The 17,073-nt window shown below is 72.4% G+C and carries 14 protein-coding genes and 1 pseudogene; 9 read left to right on the top strand and 6 right to left on the bottom strand.

Annotation, left to right across the window (positions count from 1 at the left end; genetic code table 11):
* Positions 1-7: 7 nt before the first annotated feature.
* Together B1H29_RS13540 and trhA are read right to left on the bottom strand one after the other, a co-directional pair.
* A complete protein-coding gene (locus tag B1H29_RS13540) occupies positions 8-652 on the bottom strand; it encodes a TetR/AcrR family transcriptional regulator (RefSeq protein ID WP_055418128.1) in 645 nt (214 codons plus the stop codon).
* A gap of 47 nt (positions 653-699) precedes the next feature.
* Positions 700-1,404: a PAQR family membrane homeostasis protein TrhA gene (gene trhA / locus B1H29_RS13535; RefSeq protein ID WP_055418127.1), complete on the bottom strand. Its 705-nt coding sequence runs from the start codon at positions 1,402-1,404 to the stop codon at positions 700-702.
* A 296-nt stretch (positions 1,405-1,700) separates the two neighbouring features.
* Here trhA and B1H29_RS13530 point away from each other — a divergent pair, with 296 nt between their 5' ends.
* On the top strand, positions 1,701-3,530 hold the full coding sequence (locus tag B1H29_RS13530; RefSeq protein ID WP_055418126.1) for a phosphoenolpyruvate carboxykinase (GTP): 1,830 nt from the start codon (positions 1,701-1,703) through the stop codon (positions 3,528-3,530).
* A 357-nt stretch (positions 3,531-3,887) separates the two neighbouring features.
* Positions 3,888-5,384, top strand: a complete 1,497-nt coding sequence (locus tag B1H29_RS13525; protein ID WP_159027819.1) for an FG-GAP and VCBS repeat-containing protein — start codon at positions 3,888-3,890, stop codon at positions 5,382-5,384.
* A 211-nt stretch (positions 5,385-5,595) separates the two neighbouring features.
* Here the strand turns inward: B1H29_RS13525 and B1H29_RS13520 are convergent, their stop codons facing one another.
* The gene (locus tag B1H29_RS13520) at positions 5,596-6,018 is read right to left on the bottom strand and encodes a hypothetical protein (protein WP_055418124.1); all 423 of its coding nucleotides are present in this window, start codon (positions 6,016-6,018) and stop codon (positions 5,596-5,598) included.
* Positions 6,019-6,099: 81 nt separating this feature from the next.
* Positions 6,100-7,311 (bottom strand): pyridoxal phosphate-dependent aminotransferase, encoded by a 1,212-nt coding sequence (locus B1H29_RS13515; RefSeq protein ID WP_055418123.1) that lies wholly within the window; start codon positions 7,309-7,311, stop codon positions 6,100-6,102.
* A gap of 125 nt (positions 7,312-7,436) precedes the next feature.
* Between B1H29_RS13515 and B1H29_RS13510 the strand changes: the two genes are divergently transcribed.
* Positions 7,437-8,225 (top strand): hypothetical protein, encoded by a 789-nt coding sequence (locus B1H29_RS13510; protein ID WP_159027818.1) that lies wholly within the window; start codon positions 7,437-7,439, stop codon positions 8,223-8,225.
* A gap of 227 nt (positions 8,226-8,452) precedes the next feature.
* Complete coding sequence (locus tag B1H29_RS13505; protein ID WP_055418121.1) at positions 8,453-9,385, top strand: S1 family peptidase; 933 nt, start codon at positions 8,453-8,455, stop codon at positions 9,383-9,385.
* A gap of 68 nt (positions 9,386-9,453) precedes the next feature.
* Here the strand turns inward: B1H29_RS13505 and B1H29_RS13500 are convergent, their stop codons facing one another.
* Both B1H29_RS13500 and B1H29_RS13495 read right to left on the bottom strand, forming a co-directional pair.
* Positions 9,454-11,064, bottom strand: a complete 1,611-nt coding sequence (locus B1H29_RS13500) for an N-acyl-D-amino-acid deacylase family protein (RefSeq protein ID WP_055418120.1) — start codon at positions 11,062-11,064, stop codon at positions 9,454-9,456.
* Between the two features lie 11 nt (positions 11,065-11,075).
* Positions 11,076-12,371 carry an amino acid deaminase gene (locus B1H29_RS13495; protein ID WP_055418119.1) on the bottom strand — a complete coding sequence of 432 codons (1,296 nt, stop codon included), beginning with the start codon at positions 12,369-12,371 and terminating at the stop codon, positions 11,076-11,078.
* 197 nt (positions 12,372-12,568) lie between these two features.
* Here B1H29_RS13495 and B1H29_RS13490 point away from each other — a divergent pair, with 197 nt between their 5' ends.
* The 5 genes and pseudogenes from B1H29_RS13490 to B1H29_RS13470 form a co-directional block, all read left to right on the top strand.
* The gene (locus B1H29_RS13490; RefSeq protein WP_055418118.1) at positions 12,569-13,609 is read left to right on the top strand and encodes a sugar kinase; all 1,041 of its coding nucleotides are present in this window, start codon (positions 12,569-12,571) and stop codon (positions 13,607-13,609) included.
* Positions 13,606-14,421: an IclR family transcriptional regulator gene (locus B1H29_RS13485; RefSeq protein WP_055418117.1), complete on the top strand. Its 816-nt coding sequence runs from the start codon at positions 13,606-13,608 to the stop codon at positions 14,419-14,421. Before B1H29_RS13490 ends, B1H29_RS13485 begins: the two co-directional genes overlap by 4 nt.
* Positions 14,418-14,828, top strand: a complete 411-nt coding sequence (locus B1H29_RS13480) for a RidA family protein (RefSeq protein WP_055418116.1) — start codon at positions 14,418-14,420, stop codon at positions 14,826-14,828. Before B1H29_RS13485 ends, B1H29_RS13480 begins: the two co-directional genes overlap by 4 nt.
* Positions 14,829-14,951: 123 nt before the next feature.
* Positions 14,952-16,439, top strand: coding sequence for a GntP family permease (locus tag B1H29_RS13475; protein ID WP_055418115.1), 1,488 nt, complete (start codon positions 14,952-14,954; stop codon positions 16,437-16,439).
* Between the two features lie 91 nt (positions 16,440-16,530).
* A pseudogene (locus B1H29_RS13470) lies at positions 16,531-17,064 on the top strand (hypothetical protein); the annotation flags it as partial.
* Between the last annotated feature and the right edge of the window lie 9 nt (positions 17,065-17,073).

The raw sequence follows: 17,073 nt of genomic DNA, 5'->3' as shown, positions 1-17,073 counted from the left end.
CGTGGCCTCAGCCTTTTCCGAGGCCCGGCGGACCGTGCTCCAGGACGTCCAGGGCGCGCTCGACGAGATCGGCCGGGTCGTCCTCGTGACCGTGCTCGGCCCAGTACCGCGAGACCTCCAGCAGGCCGCCGACCAGGGACGTCGAGAGGACCCGCACCTCCAGGGCGTCGGGGTCGAGGCCGGTGCGGCGGGCGATGGCGCGGCCGAGCGGGCGGCCGGTGGCCGACATGGTCTCCAGCATCCGCGAGCGCACCGTCGGCACCTCGGCCAGCAGCCGCGCCCGGAGCCGGGTCAGCTCGGCCTCCTCGCCGGCGCCGGGTCGGACGGCCCCCCGCAGGACGTGCCGCAGGGAGACCGGCCACGGCTCGCCCTCGGGGCGGGCGGCCAGCTCCGCCGCCATGACCGGGGCGTACTCGTCGGTGAGGACGATGTCCTCCTTGGCCGGGAAGTAGCGCAGGACGGTCGACGGCGAGACCTCGGCGCGGTCGGCGATCCGCTCGATCGTCGTGGCGTCGTACCCCTGCTCCCGGATCAGTCCGTAGGCCGCGGTGCGGATCGCCTCACGGGTCTGGGTCTTCTTCCGCTCCCGCAGCCCCGGTCGCGGACCGTCGGCGGGGGAGTGGGGGGAACGCGCGGCCTTCATACCGGTCATTGTCGGCCATCGAGCGTCGGCGGGGCCCAGGGCGTGTCAGACGGCCTCTAGTAGGCGACCAGCGAGATCCCCACGTAGTGCGCGATGAAGGCGGCCAGCGTGAAGGAGTGGAAGACCTCGTGGAAGCCGAACCAGCGCGGTGACGGGTTGGGACGCTTCAGGCCGTAGATCACGCCGCCCGCGCTGTAGAGCAGTCCGCCCGCGATCACCAGGACGAGGACGGCGACGCCGCCGGCCCGCATGAACTCGGGGAGGTAGAAGACGGCCGCCCAGCCCATGGCGAGGTAGCAGGGGGTGTAGAGCCAGCGCGGGGCGCCGACCCAGAAGACGCGGAAGAGTATGCCCGCCGCCGCGGCGGCCCAGATGCCCCACAGCAGCCACTGGCCCTCGGCCTGGGGCAGCAGCAGCATCGTGAGCGGCGTGTAGGTGCCCGCGATGATCAGGAAGATGTTGGCGTGGTCGAGGCGGCGCAGTACGCCGTCCATCCGCGGGCTCCAGTCGCCCCGGTGGTAGAGCGCGCTGACGCCGAACAGCAGACAGGCCGTGAGGACGTAGATCCCGCAGGCGACGCGCGCTTCGGACGACTCGGCGAGGGCGGTGAGGACCAGGCCCGCGACGAGGACGGCCGGAAACATGCCGAGGTGCAGCCAGCCGCGCAGCTTCGGCTTGACCGGATGCGGCAGGGAGAGCGCCACAGGACCGCGGCCGTCGGCCTGCGTGTCCCTGGGCGCGTCGGGGGCGGACGCAGTCATGGGCGCATCGTACCTACGGGACCGTAAGTTACGCATCAGTACGGAGGTTCGCGGGCGGTGAGTGGTCATCGTCTCACGGGGTACCCGGCGCCACACCCCCCAAAAGAACCCGATGCGGGCACGTGGCGATCCTCACGCCGCTCAGGTGTGACGCCCTCTGGACAGATGGGCGCTCGCGTCGGATGATCAAATGAGTGCGGTCGACACCGGATGAGCGCCCAAGAGGTCAACGTCACGCATCCGGGTCGCAGCCCCCACGGGGCCCCAAACAAAAAACCCCTCATTTAGGAGCAATCGTGGCGCGCGACATCGCTGCTCCCCCCGTCCCCACCAACCACCAGGAGCTGATCTCGTGGGTGAACGAGATCGCCGAACTGACCCAGCCGGACGAAGTGGTCTGGTGTGACGGATCCGAGGCCGAGTACGAGCGCCTGTGCGGGGAGCTCGTCGAGAAGGGCACCTTCCGCAGGCTCGACCCGATCAAGCGCCCCAACTCCTACTACGCGGCCTCCGACCCCTCCGACGTCGCGCGCGTCGAGGACCGGACCTTCATCTGCTCCGCCGAGGAGGAGGACGCCGGCCCGACCAACCACTGGAAGGACCCCGCCGAGATGCGGGAGATCTTCCGGGGCACGGGCGGCGAGGGCGGCCTGTTCCGCGGCTCGATGCGCGGTCGGACCATGTACGTCGTGCCGTTCTGCATGGGCCCCCTCGGCTCTCCGCTGTCCGCGCTCGGCGTGGAGATCACCGACTCCGCGTACGTCGCCGTGTCCATGCGCACCATGACCCGCATGGGACGGCCGGTCCTGGACGAACTCGGTGACGACGGCTTCTTCGTCAAGGCCGTGCACACCCTCGGCGCCCCGCTGGCCGAGGGCCAGGCCGACGTCCCGTGGCCCTGCAACAGCACCAAGTACATCTCGCACTTCCCCGAGGACCGCGAGATCTGGTCCTACGGCTCCGGCTACGGCGGCAACGCCCTGCTCGGCAAGAAGTGCTACGCCCTGCGCATCGCCTCCGTCATGGCCCGCGACGAGGGCTGGCTCGCCGAGCACATGCTGGTGCTGAAGCTGACCCCGCCCACCGGGGAGCCCAAGTACGTCGCCGCCGCCTTCCCCTCGGCCTGCGGCAAGACCAACCTCGCCATGCTGGAGCCCACGATCTCCGGCTGGACCGTGGAGACCATCGGCGACGACATCGCCTGGATGCGCTTCGGCGAGGACGGCCGCCTGTACGCCATCAACCCGGAGGCCGGCTTCTTCGGCGTCGCGCCCGGCACCGGTGAGCACACCAACGCCAACGCGATGAAGACCCTGTGGGGCAACTCCGTCTTCACCAACGTCGCGCTGACCGACGACGGCGACGTGTGGTGGGAGGGCATGACCGAGGAGACGCCCGCCCACCTCACGGACTGGAAGGGCAACGACTGGACCCCCGAGTCCGGCACGCCCGCGGCGCACCCCAACGCCCGCTTCACCACGCCCGCGGCGCAGTGCCCGATCATCGCGCCGGAGTGGGAGGACCCCAGGGGCGTGCCGATCTCGGCGATCCTCTTCGGCGGGCGCCGCGCCACCGCCGTACCGCTGGTCACCGAGTCCTTCGACTGGAACCACGGCGTCTTCCTCGGTGCCAACGTGGCCTCCGAGAAGACCGCCGCCGCCGAGGGCAAGGTCGGCGAGCTGCGCCGCGACCCCTTCGCCATGCTGCCGTTCTGCGGCTACAACATGGGCGACTACATGGGTCACTGGGTCGACGTGGCCAAGGACAAGGACCAGTCCCAACTGCCGAAGATCTACTACGTCAACTGGTTCCGCAAGGACGACGAGGGCAAGTTCGTCTGGCCCGGTTTCGGCGAGAACGGCCGCGTCCTGAAGTGGATCGTGGAGCGTCTGGAGGGCAAGGCGGACGGCGTCGAGACCCCGATCGGCGTGCTGCCGACCAAGGAGTCCCTCGACACCGACGGCCTCGACCTCGCCGACGCCGACCTGGACTTCCTGCTCAGCGTCGACAAGGAGGTGTGGCGCGAGGAGGCGGCGCTCGTCCCCGACCACCTGAACACCTTCGGCGACCACACGCCCACCGAGCTGTGGGACCAGTACCGCAACCTGGTGCGGCGCCTGGGCTGACCGGCACCCACCCACCCAGCTCCGCGGCCGGTCCGGCTAGCCCTGACCCGCGAAGTCGTCACGAAGGCCGGCCGCGAGGGGGTCTCTCCCCGCTCCAGTAGCTCGCAGTACCCCGGAGCGTGGGGAGCCCCGCTCGGGCCGGGTCCCCGCACAACGGCGTGCGCAGGACCCGGCCCTTCGGCATGTCCGGGCCTCGCCCGCCTCCGGCCCCCAGATGTGAACCACGGGTGAAGGGCCCGGGATTGTTCGCCCACAAGTACGGGTCCCGGCCCGTTCGGGTACAACCCCTGCCTCACCTGGACCGTCGTGTGTGTGGCCCCCCACGCCTCACTGCTGTTCTCCGAGACTGGAGCAATCTTGCGCACACGCACCCTGGCCGCTGCCATGGCGGTCGCCACGGCAGCCGCGGGCCTGTCGCTGACCCTCGCCCCCACAGCGAGCGCGGCCACCTCCGCGGCCGACGACTTCAACGGCGACGGCATCGCCGACCTCGTCGTGGCCACCCCCGACGCACCCGTCGACGGGCACGTCAACGCCGGCTCGGTCACCGTCCTGTACGGGTCCGCCGACGGCGTCTCGCCCGCCCGTTCGACGACGCTCACCCAGAACTCGCCCGGCGTCCCCGGCGACGCCGGGTCGCACGACCTGTTCGGCACCAGCCACGCCGCCGGCGACCTCGACGCGGACGGCTACACGGACCTCGTCGTCGGCGCGCCGGGCGACGCGGTCCCCTACAGCCAGTCCTTCGGCACGCTCACCGTCCTGTGGGGCAGCGCGACCGGCCTGACCGGCGACGGCGTCTCGATCGCCAGCCCGCTCGCCTCCAGCCAGTGGGACGCCGAGAAGGAGTACGGCAAGAAGGTCGTCGTCGCCGACCTCGACGGTGACGGCACGCCGCAGCTCGCCGCGCTCAGCCGCACCAACCTGTGGGCGTACGACGACCTGGCGGGCCGCACGGCCCCCACCGACGCCCGGTACTCCGAGAGCTTCGCCCCCTACATACAGCCCCGCACCCTGACCGCGGGCGACTTCGCGGGCGCCGGACGCGCCCAACTCGTCGTCACCGGGTCGGAGAACTGCGACGGGACGGCGGGCGGGTGCCGGTACACCGGCGTCCACACCTGGGGCGACTACGGGCTCGAGCCGGTCTCCCTGCCGGACCCGGGCGGCGACGTCTCCGGCACGAACGAGGCGCCCACCGTCGCGACCGCCGCCGGGGACGTCGACCACGACGGCTACACCGACCTCGTCACCGGCCACGTCCCCGCGTCGGCGGTCACCGAGGGGGAGTACTCGGACGCGGCGGGCTTCGTCCACGTCCGCTACGGCAGCGCGGAAGGCCTCGGCGCCCACCGCACCGCCACGCTCGACCAGGACGCCACCGGGGTCCCGGGCAGGAGCGAGTCCGGTGACAACTTCGGCGCGTCCGTGGCGGTCGGCGACGTCACGGGCGACGGCTACGCGGACGTCGCGGTGGGAGTGCCGGGCAAGACGGTCCGGGGCGTGTCGGGGACCGGCGCGACGGTCCTGCTCAAGGGCACGGCCACCGGACTGACCGGCACCGGTGCCCAGACGCTCCACCAGACCACCGACGGCGTGCCCGACACGGCGGAGGCGGACGACTGGTTCGGCTCGGCCGTCGCCGTCACCGACCTCGACGGCGACGGCGCGGCGGACGTCACCGTCGCGGCGAAGGGCGAGGACGTCTTCGCCGGGTCGGTGCGGGACGGCGGCGACTGGGTGCTGCGCGGCTCGGCCACGGGCCTGACGACCAGCGGCGCGGCCTCGTTCAGCGCGCAGTCCTTCGGATTCACCCACCCGGACGCCGAGTTCGGCTCGGTCCTCGGCGGCTGACCCCCGCTCACGTGGCATGAGGGACGGACGGCTGCCGCGGGGCGCGACCCCGCGGCAGCCGTGCGACTACACGGTGAGCCGGCCCGGCGACGACCTGCACGAGGGGGCCACCGCTTCGGCGACGGCCCGCGTGTGGGATGCATGGCGCCCGGTCCGCGCGTCGCTGCGGGTGCACGCGGACCGGGGCCGTTCGGGGGGAGCCCCGCGGGGCTCAGTGGGGCGCGAGTGTGCGCGGCCGCAGGGCCGCGGTGTGCGCGTCCATCCGTTCGGCGGCGAGGATCGCCGCCGCCGTGTCGGCGCGCGACGCGGCGACGACCAGGGCGCGGCCCGCGAGGGCGTGCGCCCGCCCGTGCAGAGCCGCCGGGTCCGGCTCGCGGCCCGTCGTGGCCGCCGGCGCGCGGGCCGGCGTACGTCCTCCCCGCAGGCGGGCGACCTGCTCGCCGAGCCGTTCGGCCGCGGCGTCCAGATCGGCCGAGGGCGCGCTCACGCGCAGCTCGTCGGTGACGGCGAGCAGCGCGGCGAGATGGCCCGCGAGCTGGATGTCCAGCTCTTCCTCGCGGGAACGGTGGGGGAAGTCGTCGGGGGTGCCGGCCATCGTGCTGTGGACCGACTTGGTACGTATCGGCTCGTACATGGATGGCCTCCTGGGTGCTGACAGGAAACCATCCTACATTGGATTCGGTCTAAAGTTGATTCGTTCATAAGTGACGAACGGTCAGGGCTGGGCGTAACCGTCCAGGAAGCGGCCGATCCGGCCCATCGCGTCCCGCAGGTCGGTGACCGACGGCAGGGTGACGATCCGGAAGTGGTCCGGGTCCGGCCAGTTGAAGCCCGTGCCCTGGACGACCATGATCTTCTCGCGGCGCAGCAGGTCCAGGACCATCCGCCGGTCGTCCTTGATCTTGAAGACGTCGGGGTCGAGGCGCGGGAAGAGATACAGCGCCCCCTTCGGCTTCACGCAGCTCACGCCCGGGATCCGGGTCAGCAGCTCGTACGCCGCGTCCCGCTGCTCGCGCAGCCGGCCGCCGGGCAGGACGAGGTCGTTGATCGTCTGGCGTCCGCTGAGCGCGGCGACCACTCCGTGCTGACCCGGCATGTTCGCGCACAGGCGCATGTTCGCCAGGGTCGTCAGGCCCTCGATGTAGGAGTCGGCGTGGGCGCGCGGCCCCGAGATCGACATCCAGCCCACGCGGTAGCCGGCCACCCGGTACGCCTTCGACATGCCGTTGAAGGTGAGGGTGAGCAGGTCGGGGGCGACGGAGGCGGTGGGGACGTGCTTCGCGTCGTCGTAGAGGATCTTGTCGTAGATCTCGTCCGAGCAGACCAGCAGGTTGTGGCGGCGGGCGATGTCCGTCAGGCCCTTGACGACCGCCTCGTCGTAGACCGCGCCGGTCGGGTTGTTCGGGTTGATGACGACGATCGCCTTGGTGCGGTCGGTGACCTTGCGCTCCACGTCGGCCAGGTCCGGCATCCAGTCGGACTGCTCGTCGCAGCGGTAGTGCACCGCCGTACCGCCGGAGAGCGCGACGGCCGCCGTCCACAGGGGGTAGTCGGGCGCGGGGACGAGTACCTCGTCGCCGTCGTCCAGCAGGCCCTGCATCGCCATCACGATCAGCTCGGACACGCCGTTGCCGATGAAGACGTGCTCGACGTCGGTCTCGATGCCGAGGGTCTGGTTGTGCATGACGACCGCCCGGCGCGCGGCCAGCAGGCCCTTCGCGTCGCCGTAGCCGTGCGCCGTCGAGACGTTGCGGAGGACGTCCTCCAGGATCTCGGGCGGGCACTCGAAGCCGAACGCCGCCGGGTTGCCCGTGTTCAGCTTGAGGATGCGGTGCCCGGCCGCCTCGAGCCGCATGGCCTCCTCGAGCACCGGGCCGCGGATCTCGTAACAGACGTTGGCGAGCTTGGTCGACTGGATCACCTGCATGCAGGGAGCTTACGGCCCGGTATCGCCCCTCGGGCCGTGTTTTCCGCCACGTGAGACGCGTCGGTTCGGGTGACTATGTCCGTCCGCTGTCCCCTGCGCCCCTCGCGTCCCTACAATGCGCGGCCATGTCCAGGCCATCTCCGTACGCCGACGGGGTGAACGACGCGGCCGAGTCCCCGGGCCCGCCGAACGTCTACCTCCCGCAGAGCACCGCATCCCCGGCGTACGACGCCTTCGCCGACCCCGCGACCGCCCACGGCTGGCAGGACGCGTACGACGAGCCGCGGCCGGTGCGGGGCGGTGAGGACGGCGCCGCCGATCGCCCCGGTGGAGGCCGCTCGCGCCACGGATCGCGCCGGCGCGGCCGCCGCGCGGCCGGGTCGAGGGGCTCGCGCCGCGTGGTGGTGACCGCCGGGGCGGTCGGTGCGGTGGCGGTGGCGGTGCTGGTCGCCGGGCTCGCGTCCTCGGGCTCGTCGTCCGGTGGTGGCACGGGTGGGGGCGGCCGCACGGAGCCGGGACCCACGGCTGTGGAGGCCGGCGCTTCGCCCCCGGAGCCGGGCACCGCCTCCGGGGGGCCGGCCGTCGGCGGTGCTGCCCCGTCCGGGGCGGGCTCTCCCGGCGCGGGGGGCCCGGGCGAGGGACGGAACGCGGACGGCGGTACGGCGGACGGGAGCCCGGCGGACGGCGAGCCCGCGGACGGGGAACGGGCGGACGGGGAACGGGCGGACGGGGAGCCGACGGGCGGGGCGCCGGGCGGCGGGGTGCCGTCCGCCTATGTGAGCGACGCCTCCATCACCTCCACACCGACCCTCCCCGGGGCGACCCCCTCCGTCTCCACGGGGCCGGGCGAACCTGGTCCGGGCGATGCCGACGACCGGCCGGGCCGCGGCCGGGGTCCGAAACGGTCCAGGTAGGCGCGGGCGCCGGGCGGACGCCCGACCCGGGCGGACGTGGTCTGCGCGGTGGGCGGGCGGGCCGTCGGCCGGGCGCGTCCGGGTTCCGCGGTCCGCGGCCGTCCGGTGAAGCTACTCGTCGGAAACAAGTCCTTGCCCCCTCGACGTCCACGTGATGACAATGCGCATGACAATCCGTGGGCGGCCGGAGGATTTCCGGTCGCCCGACGTCACAAGAGGGGACCCCCATGAGAAAACCTCTCGTCGTCGCGCTCTGTGCCCTGGCCTTCGCCGGGGTGGGCGCGACTCCCGCGGTCGCCGCCGAGCCTTCCCCCACGGGCGCGGACACGACCACGGGCGCGGGCCCGACCACGTTGACGGACGCCGTCAGCGGCATGGTCGGGACCGTGACGGACACCCTGTCCGGGCTCACCGCACCCAGGGCCGGCGCGGTGGACTTCGCCGGCACCGTCTCGCTCAGCAACTGCTCCGGCTCCGTCGTCCGCATGCCCGGCTCGGCCGACGACGACCCGGCGCTCGTGCTCACCAACGGCCACTGCGTGGAGAGCGGCTTCCCCGCGCCCGGCGAGGTCCTGGCCGACCGGCCGTCCAGCCGCAGCTTCGGGCTGCTGAACTCCTCCGGCTCCCGGGTCGCCACTCTGCGGGCCGACCGGCTCGTGTACGCGACCATGACCGACACGGACGCGGCGATATACCGGCTCGGCACGACGTATGAGCGGATCAAGAGCTCGTACGGCATCGACGCGCTGACGCTGAGCGACACCCGGCCGACCGCCGGCACGGCCATCAGCGTCGTGTCCGGTTACTGGAAGCGGATCTACGACTGCTCCATCGACGGGTTCGCGTACCGCATGAAGGAGGGTGACTGGACCTGGAAGGACTCGGTCCGCTACACCGCCGCCTGCGACACCATCGGCGGCACCTCCGGCTCACCCGTCGTCGACAGCGCCACCGGCACGGTGGTCGCCGTCAACAACACCGGCAACAACGACGGCGAGCGCTGCACGGTCAACAACCCCTGCGAGATCGGCGAGGACGGCGAGGTCACGGTCCGCCGGGGCATCAACTACGCCCAGCAGACCTACCTGTTCCCCGCCTGTTTCGGCGTGGACAACAAGCTCGACCTCGACGCGAGCGGCTGCGCCGTGCCCAAGCCGTAGCGGACCGGACGGTCCGGAGCAGGCCGGACGCGCCGGAGCGTGCGGGCAGGCCGGACGGGGGCGGTCGGTCAGCGGGGAGTCCCGCGGACCGACCGCCCCGCCAGTTCGCCCGTCCGCCGACCGTCCTCGATCACGAACCGCCCGTCGACCAGCACGTGGGGGATGCCGGCGGGAAGTGTCCGCGGCTGCTCGAAGGTGGAGCCCGCGGCCACCGTCCCCGCCTCGAAGAGCACCAGGTCCGCCTTGTAGCCCTCCTTCACCAGCCCCCGGTCCGGCAGCCGCAGCCGGGCGGCCGGACGCGAGGTCAGATGCGCGACGCACTCCTCCAGGGACAGCACACCCAGTTCGCGCACGTAGTGACCGAGGTAGTGCGGGAAGGTGCCGTAGGCGCGCGGGTGCGGCTTGCTGCCCTGGAGGATGCCGTCCGACCCGCCGGTGTGGACCCGGTGCCGCATGATCGCGCGCACGTTCTCCTCGTGGCCGACGTGCTGGAGGATGGTCGGCGCCAGCCGGTCGGCCAGGAGGAGGCGGCGGGCGACCGTCCAGGGGCTCTCGCCGCGCAGCCGCGCCGACTCCAGGACCGTACGGCCGACGTACTCCCCGAGCGCGGGGTCGCCCGTGCCGGAGATCTCGATCGTCTCCCACTCCACGGGCACCCCGTGGCAGCCGTCTGAGCCGGTCTCCTCCATGTGGTGCCGGACGCGCTCGGCGGTGTCGTCGTCCGCCAGCCGCTGCAGGATCCGCTCCGGTCCGCCCTCGCTCGCCCAGCTCGGCAGCAACGCCACGAGGGTCGTGCAGCCGGGGGTGTACGGGTAGGTGTCGAGGGTGATGTCGGCGCCGGCGGCCAGCGCGTCGTCGAGCAGCGTCAGCAGCTCGGGCGCCCGGCCCTTGTTGACGCCGAAGTTCATGGTGGCGTGCGCCAGGTGCAGCGGGCAGCCCGCCTCCCGGGTCAGCTCCACCATCTCCTCGTACGCCTCGAGGGCCCCGGCCCCGTACGAGCGGTGGTGGGGGCAGTAGTAGCCGCCGTACCCGGCCACCACCCGGCACAGCTCGGTCAGCTCCGCGTCCTTGGCGTACATGCCGGGCGTGTACGTCAGCCCGGACGACATGCCGACCGCGCCCTGCTCCATGCCCTCGGCGACCAGCCGCCGCATGTGCTCCAGCTCGGCCTCGGTCGCGTCCCGGTCGTCCCAGCCGACCGCGAGGGCGCGCACCGTGCCCTGCGGGATCAGGTACGCGGCGTTGACCGCGATGCCCGCGTCGAGCCGGTCCAGGTACTCGCCGACCGACCGCCAGTCGAAGTCGATGTCGTCACCGGAGCCGTTCCACCCGGCGATGGCGCGGCGCACCTCGCCGAGGGTGCGGTCGTCGACCGGCGCGTAGGACAGCCCGTCCTGGCCGATGACCTCCAGGGTGACGCCCTGGGCGGCCTTGGCGCTGTGGTCGGGGTCCCGCAGCAGCGCCAGGTCGCTGTGGGCGTGCATGTCGATGAAGCCGGGGGCCAGCACCAGGCCCTCGGCGTCCAGCTCCCGGCGGGCCTCGGGACGCTGGCAGCCCGCGGCCGCCGCCTCCTTGACGATCGAGACGATCCGGCCGCCGTCGACCACGACGTCGGCGCGGTAGGAGTCCGCGCCGGAGCCGTCCACGACGTCCGCGTCCCGGATGACGAGCTCTTCCATGTCCCGCTCCCTCAGAAGAACGTACGGATGTAGTCGACGACCGTCCCGTCCGCCCGCACGAGGGGGATGAGCTGCCACTTGTCGAAGGACGTGCACGGGTGGGACAGGCCGAGGCCCACCCAGTCGCCGACCTCCAGGTCCGCCTCCGGGGCGGTGCGCAGCCAGGCGTGCTGGTCGGACAGACCGCTCACCGTGACGCCGCTCGCCGCCCGCTCCGGTCCGCCGTCCGCCGGGCGCACCACCTGCGCGAACGGCAGGTCGAGGTCGTACGCCGCGTCCCGCTTGCCCGCGTTGGCGAAGGCCTGTCCGGGCGAGGGGCGGGAGACCACCTGGGTCCACAGCCGGAACGCCGGCTCCAGGGCGCCCTCGGCGGGGACGCGGTTGAAGGGCGTCACCTCGCGGTAGTGCCCGTCGTCGTGCGAGACGTACGCGCCCGAGCGCAGCAGCTTCAGTACGGGCAGGGAGAGGCCGGGGACCTCGTCGAACACGTCGGCCACCGCGTCGAACCAGGCGCTGCCGCCCGCGCTCAGCACGATCTCGTCCAGACCGGCCGCGCCGAACCGCCCCGCCTTGTCGAAGTCCACGGCCAGCGCGACCAGCCGCCGCAGCCACGCGCGCACGCTCGTGGGGTCGGCGTCCCGCACCTCGCCCTCGTACCCGGCGACACCGGCCAGCCGCAGCGTCCGCGCCCCGGCCACCGCGTCGGCGACCGCCGCGCACTCCGCCTCGGTGCGCACCCCGGTCCGGGCTCCCTCACCGGCGCCCAGCTCGACCACGACGTCCACCGGGCGGACGGCGCCCGCGTCGGTCAGGGCCGCGTCCATCAACCGGACGCCGCGCACGGAGTCGGCGTAGCAGACGAAGCGGAAGTCCGGGTCGGCGTCCAGCTCCGAGGCGATCCAGCGCAGGGCGGCGGCGTCGGTCAGCTCGTTGGCGAGGAAGATCCGCGGGATGCCGAAGGCGCGGGCGACCCGCACCTGGTGGGGCACGGCGAGGGTGATGCCCCAGGCACCGCGCTCGAGCTGGCGGTGGAAGAGCTGCGGGGCCATGGAGGTCTTGCCGTGCGGCGCGAAGGCGAGGCCGTGCCGGGCCGCGTACGTCTTCATCAGCGCGAGGTTGTGCTCCAGGCGCTCGGCGGACAGGGCCAGCACGGGCGTGGTGAAACCGCCGGTGAAGAGGTTGCGGCGCTGACCGGCCAGTTCGCCGACGGTCAGGCCGTCGGCGTCCGGCGGGAGGCCCTTGAAGCGGTGGTCGACGCGCTCCTCGGCCAAACGGGCGAGGGCTGCGGTGCCGGTGTCGAGGGCCATGGAACCTCCGTGAGGTGCGGGTAGCGCAGGGGTCGCGCCAGGGGTCGCGTCCAGTGTCGCGCCGGTGTCGCTTTTTTGGTATTGCAATATGCGCAACGGTCATTGCGTATGTCGCTTACTGCTGTCTAACATCTCGGCCAACGCGGGGTCAACGGATCCACCGAGGCCCGCGAGAGCGACGAGGAGCCCCCACCATCGTGACCGCCACCGGACCCCCCAGCACCGCCCCCGGCGTCGTGGACGTCGTCGCGCTCGGCGAGTCCATGGTCACCTTCCTCCCCTCCCTGCCCGGGCGCCTCGCCGACGTCCCCTCCTTCGACCGGGCCATCGGCGGCGCCGAGTCCAACGTGGCCTGCGTGCTCGCCGCCGCCGGACACTCCGCGCGCTGGGTCGGCCGGGTCGGCGCCGACGGCTTCGGCGACCACCTCGTCGAGGCGATCGGCTCCTACGGCGTCGACGTCTCCGCCGTGCGCCGGGACCCCGTCCGCCCCACCGGGATCTACTTCCGCACCGCCGGCGACCGGGCCACCGACGCGCACGAGGTGGCGTACTACCGGGCGGGCTCCGCGGCCTCCGCGATGTCGGCCCGGAACATGGACCTCGACGCGATCTGCTCCGGGCGCGTCCTGCACCTCTCCGGCATCACACCCGCGCTCTCCGCCGACTGCCTCGGCCTGATGCGCGAACTCACCGCCCGCCGCCCCGGCCGCCCCCTCGTCTCCTTCGACGTCAACCACCGCCCCGGCCTGTGGCGCGGGGACACCGACGGCTCGCGGGTGCTCCTGGAGCTGGCGCGCGGCGCCGACCTCGTCTTCGTCGGCGAGGACGAGGCCTGGGGACTGGGCGGCGCCGACGCCGTGCGCGCCGCGCTGCCCGAACCCGAACTGCTCGTCGTCAAGCAGGGCGCGACCGGCGCGACCGCCTTCCACGGGCCGCACGTCACCTCCGTCCCCGCCCTCACCGTCGACGTCGTCGCCGCCGTCGGCGCGGGCGACGCCTTCGCCGCCGGGTTCCTCTCGGCCACCCTGCGCGGCCTGCCCGTCCGCGAGCGCCTGCGCCACGGCCACCTGATGGCCGCAGCAGCCCTCACCGTCCCCGGCGACCTCGCCGTGCCCCCGGCGCGCGACCACGCCGACCGCCTGGCCGCCCTCGACGACGACGCGTGGGGGACACTTCGACTCGGCCCCGGCTGGACACAGGCCGACGAAGGGGCCGAGGAGGAGGTACGTACGCCATGAGCCAGACCGTCGACCGCGCGCTGAGCATCCTGCCACTGCTCGCCGAGGGCCCCGCCGACCTGGGCCGGGTCGCCGACCGCCTCGGCGTCCACAAGTCCACGGCGCTGCGCCTCCTGCGGACGCTGCACGAGCACGGCTTCGTCTACCGCCAGTCCGACCAGCGCTACCGCCTCGGCGCCCGGCTGATCGCCCTGGCCCAGGAGGCGATGGAGAACCTGGACGTCCGCGAGATCGCCCACCCCCACCTCGTACGCCTCAACGAGCAGTGCGGACACACCGTCCACCTCGCCGTCTACGAGGAGAACGAGGTCCTCTACATCGACAAGGTGGAGAGCCGCTACCCGGTCAGGATGTACTCCCGGATCGGCAAGCCCGTCGCCATCACCGTCGCTGCGGTGGCCAAGCTGCTGCTCGCCGACCTCCCCGAGAACGAACGCCGGGCCGTCGTCGAGAAGCTCGACTACCCCATGTACACGGCCCGTTCGACACCGAACGCCGAAGGCTTCCTCAAGGAACTGGCCAAGGTGCGCGAACAGGGCTGGGCCACCGACCTCGGTGGCCACGAGGAGTCCATCAACTGCGTCGCCGCGCCCATCCGGGGCGCCGACGGCCGGGTGACGGCCGCGATGTCGGTCTCCGCGCCGAACGTCGTCGTCACCGCCGACGAACTCCTCACCCTGCTCCCGCTGGTGCGCCGTACGGCGGACGCGATCAGCGGCGAGTACTCCGGCAGGACCCCCGCTCCCGCCCCCGTGCGGCACACGGATCCTGTGCACCACCCCGAGCACCGCCCCGAGAAGGACACGGTATGACCGACAAGACCGCGCTCACCCCCGCGACCCACACCACCCCGCCGGCGAAGTTCTCCCACGGCGTCAGGAAGGGCAACATCCTCCAGGTCGCCGGCCAGGTCGGCTTCCTCCCCCACGAGGAGGGCAAGGCCCCCACCCCGGCCGGCCCGACCCTGCGCGAGCAGACCCTCCAGACCCTCGCCAACGTCAAGGCGATCCTGGCGGAGGGCGGCGCCTCCTGGGACGACGTGATGATGATCCGCGTCTACCTCACGGACGTCGACCACTTCGCCGAGATGAACGAGATCTACAACGCCTACTTCGAGGAGCAGGGCCTCACCCAGCCGCCCGCCGCGCGCACGACCGTGTACGTCGGTCTGCCCGCCGGACTCCTCATCGAGATCGACGCGCTGGCCGTCCTCGGCTGACCCTCCCCCCGGTCCTTCCTTCCGTCTGTCTGTCGCACGGCACGGTGCCCCTCGCCCCTCGGGGCGCCGTGCCGCGCCCCGCCCTGCCCGAAAGCTCTATGTGGTTACCCAGAGGACCCCCGTATGCCCTCCATATCCCTCCAGCTCGCCGCCTCCGCCCCGGCGGAGACCCCGCCGCACACCGGCGGTCTGCTCCACCTGATCGACGGCACGGCGGGCCTGCTGACCGTCGCCGCGATCGGCATCGCACTCCTGCTCTTCCTGATCATCAAGGTCCGGCTCCAGCCGTTCGTCGCGCTGCTCGCCGTCTCCATAGCCGTCGGCCTGCTCGCCGGCCTGTCGGTCACCGAACTCTTCGGCACCGTCCAGAAGTCCGACGCCGTCTCCACCATCGAGTCCGGCATGGGCGGCATCCTCGGGCACGTCGCCATCATCATCGGCCTCGGCACCATGCTCGGCGCGATCCTCGAAGTCAGCGGTGGCGCCCAGGTGCTGGCCTCCCGGCTGCTGGGCCTGTTCGGCGAGAAGCGCGCCCCGCTCGCCATGGGCCTGACCGGCCTGATCTTCGGCGTCCCGGTCTTCTTCGACGTCGGCATCTTCGTCCTCGCGCCCATCGTCTACGCCGCCGCCAGGCGCTCCGGCAAGTCGGTCCTGCTCTACTGCCTGCCGCTGCTGGCCGGCCTGTCGATGACCCACGCGTTCCTGCCGCCGCACCCCGGCCCGGTGGCCGCCGCGGGACTGCTGCACGTGGACCTCGGCTGGGTCATCCTCATGGGCATCGTCTGCGGCATCCCGGCCGTCCTGGCCGCCTGGGCGTTCTCCGCCTGGATCGGCCGCCGCATCTTCGTTCCCGTACCGCAGGACATGGTCGAGGCGGCCGAGGAGGCCAAGCAGGCCGTCATCGACGAGCAGAGCAAGGCCGGCGTGGCACCGCACGAGAGCCCGGTCGCGCTCGGCACCGTCCTCGGCATCATCGGCACCCCGCTGGTCCTGATCCTCGCCGCGACGTTCTCCTCCATCGCCCTGGACGAGTCCACCCCGCGCTCGGTGATCGAGTTCTTCGGCAACCCGTTCGTGGCCCTGACCATCGCGCTGCTCCTCGCCTACTACCTGCTCGGCATCCGGCGCGGCTGGTCCCGCAAGTCCCTGGAGACCGTCTCGACGGCCTCGCTGAAGCCGGTCGGCAACATCCTGCTGGTGGTCGGCGCCGGCGGCGTCTTCGGTGCCGTCCTCAAGGCCAGCGGCGTCGCGCAGGCCCTGTCCGACACCTTCAACGACGTCGGCCTGCCGGTGATCGTCCTCTCCTACCTGATCTCCCTGGTGCTGCGGGTCGCCCAGGGCTCGGCCACGGTGGCGATCGTGACGACGGCGGGCATCGTGGCACCGCTGCTCGCCGAGGGGGACCACTCCCAGGCGTTCGTCGCCCTGGTCATCATGGCCATCTCGGCGGGCTCCATCTTCGCCTCGCACGTCAACGACGGCGGCTTCTGGATGGTCGCCAAGTACTTCGGCATCAGTGAACGGGACACGCTCAAGACGTGGACCGTGCTGGAGAGCGTGCTGTCGGTCGCCGGCTTCGTGGTCGCCGCGGTGCTGAGCCTGTTCGTGTAGGTGGTCACGTGCGGGCGTCTCGTGTAGGCGTCTGATAACGAAGTTGGGGCTGGCTGTGTCCGGCACAGGTTCGTCGACCATACTGCCCGCTGTGGAGCAGCGCAGAGGATCGACCAGCCAGCCCCTGGAAGGCGCCGGATTCGACCCGGCATTCATCCCCGGGCTCACCGCGCCCGTGACCGGTGAGCCGGAGGACGCGAGACCGGCGAAGACGGACGCGGCGGACGCGGCGGAGACCGCGGCCGAGGACGTCCGCGACGCGGACGGGACCGCGGCCGTGGAACCCGCCGCCGAGCGGGCCGGGGAACCGGAGGAGGAAGAGGAGGCCCCCGACGGCCCCGTCTTCGAGGCCTCCGACCGCCGCGCCAGGATCGTCGCCGACCACAAGGGCGTACGGCTCTCCCTCGACGACCAGGCCTGCGAGTTCCGCTGGGACGAGGTCGGCGCCGTCGAGACGGAGACGGGACGCTTCGGCAAGCGGTTCACCGTCACGGTGCACACGCCGGACCGCCGCTGGTACCCGATCGAGATCGAGGCGTCGTCCCGGAGCCGCTTCCCGGAGTGGGAGTCGGCCCTGGACGAGGTCCTGGACGCCTACTTCGAGGACGGCGAGACCGAGGCCGAAACGCGAAAC

Source organism: Streptomyces pactum (assembly GCF_002005225.1).
Taxonomy (GTDB): Bacteria; Actinomycetota; Actinomycetes; order Streptomycetales; family Streptomycetaceae; genus Streptomyces; species Streptomyces pactum_A.
Note: the sequence above shows the minus strand (reverse complement) of the source record. Positions and strands in the feature narration are given on the sequence as shown.